The 6,000-nt window shown below is 71.5% G+C and carries 5 protein-coding genes; 2 read left to right on the plus strand and 3 right to left on the minus strand.

Annotated features, from left to right (window positions below; all coding sequences use genetic code 11):
• Nucleotides 1-9 precede the first annotated feature (9 nt).
• Nucleotides 10-966 (minus strand): KPN_02809 family neutral zinc metallopeptidase, encoded by a 957-nt coding sequence (gene ypfJ / locus ABD241_RS07630; RefSeq protein ID WP_344060113.1) that lies wholly within the window; start codon nt 964-966, stop codon nt 10-12.
• 457 nt (nt 967-1,423) lie between these two features.
• Here ypfJ and ABD241_RS07635 point away from each other — a divergent pair, with 457 nt between their 5' ends.
• Nucleotides 1,424-2,422 (plus strand): LuxR C-terminal-related transcriptional regulator, encoded by a 999-nt coding sequence (locus ABD241_RS07635; protein WP_344060115.1) that lies wholly within the window; start codon nt 1,424-1,426, stop codon nt 2,420-2,422.
• A gap of 41 nt (nt 2,423-2,463) precedes the next feature.
• On the opposite strand, the gene ABD241_RS07640 is transcribed toward ABD241_RS07635, so the two are convergent.
• Both ABD241_RS07640 and ABD241_RS07645 read right to left on the minus strand, forming a co-directional pair.
• Nucleotides 2,464-3,480: an alanine racemase gene (locus tag ABD241_RS07640; protein ID WP_344060117.1), complete on the minus strand. Its 1,017-nt coding sequence runs from the start codon at nt 3,478-3,480 to the stop codon at nt 2,464-2,466.
• Between the two features lie 6 nt (nt 3,481-3,486).
• Nucleotides 3,487-4,605: a lipid II:glycine glycyltransferase FemX gene (locus ABD241_RS07645; protein ID WP_344060119.1), complete on the minus strand. Its 1,119-nt coding sequence runs from the start codon at nt 4,603-4,605 to the stop codon at nt 3,487-3,489.
• A 206-nt stretch (nt 4,606-4,811) separates the two neighbouring features.
• Here ABD241_RS07645 and ABD241_RS07650 point away from each other — a divergent pair.
• Nucleotides 4,812-6,000, plus strand: a 1,189-nt coding sequence (locus tag ABD241_RS07650; protein ID WP_344060121.1) for an ABC-F family ATP-binding cassette domain-containing protein, incomplete at its 3' end; no start/stop codon positions are given.

The following is a 6,000-nucleotide window of genomic DNA, read 5'->3' on the forward strand; positions in this document are numbered from 1 at the left end:
CGGGCGGCGTCAGCTGACCGACGGCACACCGAAGGTGTTGCACTGGTTGAGGTCGCCGGTCTCGTAGCCCTGGGTGAACCACTTCATGCGTGCCTCCGCCGAGCCGTGGGTCCAGGTCTCGGGGGTGACCCGGCCCTGGGCCTTCTGCTGGATGCGGTCGTCGCCGACGGCGGCCGCGGCCGACAGCGCCGACGCGATGTCCGACTGGGTGATGGGCTTGAGCAGCGTCGTGCCGTTGGCGTCGGTCGTCTCCGTCGCGTGCTTGACCCAGGTGCCCGCCAGGCAGTCGGCCATGAGCTCCGTGCGCACCGACCCCGAGTTGGGCCCCTGCGGGTCCTGCTGGGCGCGGCCCAGCAGACCGAGGAGGTCCTGGATGTGGTGGCCGTACTCGTGGGCGATGACGTACTCCTTGGCGAGCTGACCGCCGTTCGCGCCGAACCTGTCGCGCAGCTCCTGGAAGAAGCTGGCGTCGACGTAGACCTTGCGGTCGAGGGGACAGTAGAAGGGGCCCACCTGCGCGTTGGCCGTGCCGCAGCGCGACTGGGTCTGGCCCTGGTAGATGACCGTCTTGGCCGGCTCGTACGCGACCTGGTACTTCGGCAGGGTCTTGGTCCAGTAGTCCTGGACGCTGTTGACCGTGGCGATGATCAGGCAGACGTCGTTCTTGTTGGCGTCGGCCCCGGTCCTGCACTGGGAGAACGCGTTGCGGTCGACCTGCCCTCCCGCGGAGACCTGGTCGCTCTGCAGCTGCTGTGACGGCAGCCCGCTGGTCGCGCCACCACCGTCGCTGCCGCCGCCGAGGACGTTGCCGCCGAAGACGAGGGCCAGCACCAGCAGGATGAGGCCGCCGATGCCGCCGCCGACCTGGATGCCGCCGGGGAAGCCGCCGCCACCGCCGCGGAACCCTCCGCTGCCACCGCTCTCGACCTGCGAGGTGTCGAGCTGGGCGTTGTCGTTGAAGCTCATGTGCCGCTCCTCGGGCTCGGGACCGCGGGGCCAACCGGGTCGGTCGAGATCACCCTATTGCGCGGCGACCCGGGCTCTTGTTGAGCCATGTCGCAGACGTACCCGCTGGTGGGGTGGAGCCCCCGGTCCTCGGCGTCCCTCCACGTGAGCCGAGGACCAGGGGATGCGAGCGACAGCGGCGGGAGGGGGCGATCGACGAGCACGCGCCCCCTCTCTTGCGCGTGCTCTGCCGCCACCGACGGCTCGCCCGGTCCCAGTACCAGCCCACCTACTGGCTCGACCCGGACAGTGTCGGTGGGAAGTCGACGCATCGGGAATCGGCCGGGGGATGACAGCCGCCCTCATCCTCTGGATGAGCGCCAGGGCGTCAGGTGCGGCTACGGTCCTGTCGTGCCGGGGCCCCGGGCGGGTAGGGACGTGGTGGCGCCTGACCCATGCACACGAGAGAGGGGGACGTATGCCGCTCAGCGATGCCGCCGTTCGCGCCCTCCGGCATGCCGACCAGGCCATCCACGAGGCGGACCGGTCCGACGTGTTCACGGTGTACGACGCGTGCCGGGCGGCCGTGGGGGCGATCGCGCAGGTGGACGACTTCTACGTCGCCCTCGTGCGCGAGGCCGACCGCCAGATCTCCTACCCCTACCTCTTCAGCAACGGCCGTTGGCTCGAGGGGGGCACCATGACCTACGGGCCGGGCGGTCTCGTGGCGTGGATCGTCGCGTCCGGGAAGCCCTACCGCTGGGGCGACGACCAGGGAGCCCTGCTCAACCGGGGGATGCGGTTCGGGGACGACGACCTGTCCTCCGACGCCGTCGTGGTCCCGATGGCCACCGAGGAGGGAGTCGTCGGCCTGCTCGGTGCCCTGTCGGACACCCCGGGGGCACTCGGCGAAGAGGTCGTGACGGCCCTGACCTGGCTGGCTGGCCTCGTCCAGGACCGCATCCTCGCGGTGAGCCCCAGCAGGCGGCTCAACCTCGGCATGGTCTACCCCGAGCTGGAGGACTCAGGCCGGGCAGGGACGCTCATGGCCGTCAACCAGGCGTCGTCTGCGCTGACCCAGCTGGCGGCCGACCTGGACGAGACGCGGCTCGCGCTCGGCGAGAGCGGGTGCGACGCGTCGCTCCTCGATCGCCTCGAGTCCTTACGCCGGCGCTGCTTCGAGGTGCAGGCGTCGATCGTCACCCGCCTGGGGATGCGGCCTGAGCACGAAGGCCCCGGTGACAGCGGCTCCGACCCCCTCGAAGGCTTGTCCCCGCGCGAGCGGGCAGTCGTCGCGCTCGTGACCGGCCCCGACGGAGATCCCGGCAACGCCGGCATCGCCGAGGCGCTCGACATCTCGACGGCCACCGTGAAGACGCACATGGCCTCCGTGCTGAGCAAGCTCGGCCTCACGCACCGCAGCGAGCTGCGCTGGCTGGTGCTGGGGCACGCGTCGGTGCAGCCGCGCGGCGACTGACGCGGCCCACGGCGCGACGGCCGAGTCGGCGCTCGCCTCGCTCAGGAGACCACGACGGCGTCGGCGGTCGTCGTCGTCAGGCGCATGCGGACCGGAACCTCGTCGCCCACCCGCGGGGGAGTGACTCCCACCGGGAGCGACAGGAGGCTGCACTGCATGTGCGGCGGCTCGGCGAACCGGGGCATCGTCCCGGACACGGTGAAGGGCGACCGGACGCGGTGTGCCGCCTCGAGCACTCCCTCGGTCACCGCGATCGCTCGCGAGCGTGCGGTCGCGGCCGACGAGGGGCTCTCCATCGCGACGCCGTGCGAGGTGCCACCGCTGACGACGACGAGGTGACCTGCCGGAACCGTGCGCTGCCGGTATCCGACCCGGGTGCCCTTGGCCACCGGCCGCACGTCGAGGACGTGCGCCCGCACCTCGTAGGAGCCCTTGTCGGCATACCAGAGCGCCGTGCCGATGCGGGGCCGCAGCTCGTGCTCGGGGAACCGGCCGGACAAGGTGGCCAGCTCCGCGGCTGACACGTGCGACAGGAACCAGGTCCGCTCGTTGGGGACGGCGGCGATGAAGCGCGTGATCTCCTCGACGTGCCCGGTGCCGAGGGGCAGGTGCAGGGTCACGCCGACTGCGTCCGCGTCCCCTGCCAGCTGGGCCACGTCCGAGATGGGGGCCCCGTAACGGTTCATCGACGTCAGCCCCTCGACGAGGACCCTGGCGTCGCGGGCGAGCCCGCGCAGGCTCTCCAGGTCGGCGCGGTCCGTGATGGTGTGCACGACCCGCCGGCTGCCCAGGTCGGGCAGGTCCGCGTGGATCGGGGCGCGGTAGGGCTCCATGACCAGGACGTCGCCGCCGAAGGCCGCGAGGGCCTCGGGCACCTCGGCGTACGCCCCGACGGCGATCATCGGAACGCCCAGCCGCCCGGCCTCGGCGCACAGCAGGTCGCGGCCGAAGCCGTAGCCGTTGCCCTTGACGACGGGGACGACGCCAGGGTGCTCGGCGACGAACCGGTCGTGACCGGCCCGCCAGCGCTCACCGTCGACATGAAGGACGAAGGACACGAGAGCTCACCGCCGCTTCATGTAGAGGTCGAAAGCCTTGTACAGCAAGGGGTTCAGGGGTAGGTCCCACTCGCCGGCGAGTCTGACCGCCTCGCCGCCGGTGCCGACCTTGAACCGGATCAGCCCGATGTGCGGGTTGTCGGCGTCGACGGTGTTGGTGATGCCGCGGAGGTCGTAGACCGTGGCGCCTGCCGCGATCGAGTCCTGCATCATCCGCCACTGGATGGCCGTGGAGCCCTGGAGCTCACGCTTGGCCGACGTCGAGGCACCGTAGGAGTACCACGCGTGCTCGCCCACCCGGATGAACACCGTGGCGGCGAGGACGTCGCCGTCGTGCTCGGCCAGGTAGACGCGGATCCGGTCGGGGTCCTCGGCCGAGAGGGCGGCATACATGCGCTGGAAGTACTCGAGACCCCGGGGCGTGAAGCGGTCGCGCTCGGCCGTCTCGACGTAGGTGCGGTGGAAGGCCGGGAGGTCCGAGGCGTCTCCGACGCGGACCTTGACGCCGTTCTTGGCCGTCTTCTTGATGTTGCGGCGCCACAGCTGGTTCATGCCCGCCAGCACGTCGTCCTCGGTGCGCCCGGCGAGGGGCACCTGGAAGACGTACTCGGGCTGCCCGGCGGCGAAGCCGTCCTCGGGGCTGAGGTGGCGGAAGCCCAGGCGCTCCAGCTGGGCCACGACGGCCGTGCCGACGGGCTCCACCACGTCGGGCGTCGCCTCGTCATAGCGGTGGATCGCCGGGTCGGCGATCGCGTCCTTGATCGTGACCGTGTGCCAGCGGTGGGTGGCCACGGGCGGGCCAAGCCGGAGCGCGAAGGCGCCCTTGGACTTGAGGTGGTCGCGCAGCGCACGGAGCAGCTCGACGAGCCGCGGGGAGGACCAGTCGATGCAGGGGCCCTCGGGGACGTAGGCCAGCGAGCGTCGGACCCGGGGGAGCGAGCGGTGCAGGACCAGCGCGGCACCGATCATCTCGTCGCCCTCGAACCAGCCCACCGACTCGGCGCGCCACTCCCGCTTCACCTCGGCCCAGGCCGGCGTCTGCAGGAAGCTCGCCGACGGCTGGGTCCGCAGCCAGGCCAGGTGCTCGGCTGCGGAGATGTCTCGAACGGAGATGGGCGCGTTCACGCTGGATCACGCTACCCGAGCGTGTCCGGCCCCCTGCCACGCCTCGCCCGCGGGACGGCATACGCGAGCGGTGTCGTATGCCGGGTCGTACGCAGGGTGCAGGAGGTCGCCGAGCGGATAACGCGTCGAGAGCACCCCTCGGCGGCTCCTAGACTGGTGGGGTTGTCCGGCCGCTGACGTAGTGCGGCACCGATAGGAGGAATGCCGTGATCGTCGCCACCGGGATCGAGCTGCGCGCTGGAGCGCGCCTGCTCGTCGAGGACGCCAGCTTCCGCATCGACTCGGGCGACCGTATCGGTCTCGTCGGCCGCAACGGGGCCGGCAAGACGACGCTGACGAGGGTGCTCGCGGGCGAGGGCCAGCCCGCCGCGGGCACCGTCACGCGCACCGGTGCGGTCGGCTACCTGCCGCAGGACCCCCGCACCGGCGACCTCGAGATCCTCGCTCGCGACCGCATCCTCTCGGCCCGTGGCCTCGACACCATCGTGCGCGAGCGTGCCGCAGCCGAGGCCCGGATGGGCAGCGACGACGAGAAGACGCGCGAGAAGGCGATGCGCAAGTACACGCGCCTGGAGGCGGAGTTCGAGGCGCAGGGCGGCTACGCCGCGGAGTCGGAGGCAGCGTCGATCGCCAGCGCGCTCGGGCTCGACGAGCGCATCCTCGGCCAACCGCTGGGGACGCTCTCGGGCGGCCAGCGCCGTCGCGTCGAGCTGTCGCGGATCCTCTTCTCCGGCAACGAGACCCTGCTGCTGGACGAGCCGACCAACCACCTCGACGCCGACTCGATCCTCTGGCTGCGCGAGTACCTCCGCGCCTACAAGGGCGGCCTCATCATCATCAGCCACGACGCCGAGATGCTCGACGCCGTGGTCAACAAGGTCTACCACCTGGATGCCAACCGGGCGGCGCTCGACATCTACAACGTCAGCTGGAAGACGTACCTGCAGTCGCGCGAGACCGACGAGAAGCGTCGGCGCCGCGAGCTGCAGAACGCCCAGAAGAAGGCGAGCGCCCTGCTCGCCCAGGCCGACAAGATGCGCGCCAAGGCTACGAAGGCGACGGCCGCGCAGAACATGGCCAAGCGCGCCGAGCGGCTCCTCGCCGGCGTCGAGGGTGAGCGGGTCCAGGACAAGGTCGCCAAGCTCCGCTTCCCGAAGCCGGCCGCGTGCGGCAAGACGCCGCTGCGCGCGTCGGGGCTCTCGCGCTCCTACGGCTCGCTCGAGGTCTTCACCGACGTCGACCTGGCCATCGACCGCGGCAGCCGGGTCGTCGTGCTCGGGCTCAACGGTGCCGGCAAGACCACGCTGCTGCGGATGCTCGCCGGCGTCGACACTCCCGACACCGGCGAGGTCGAGCCGGGCCACGGGCTGCGCCTCGGCTACTACGCCCAGGAGC

The organism is Terrabacter lapilli, assembly GCF_039531305.1.
GTDB classification, from domain to species: Bacteria; Actinomycetota; Actinomycetes; order Actinomycetales; family Dermatophilaceae; genus Terrabacter; species Terrabacter lapilli.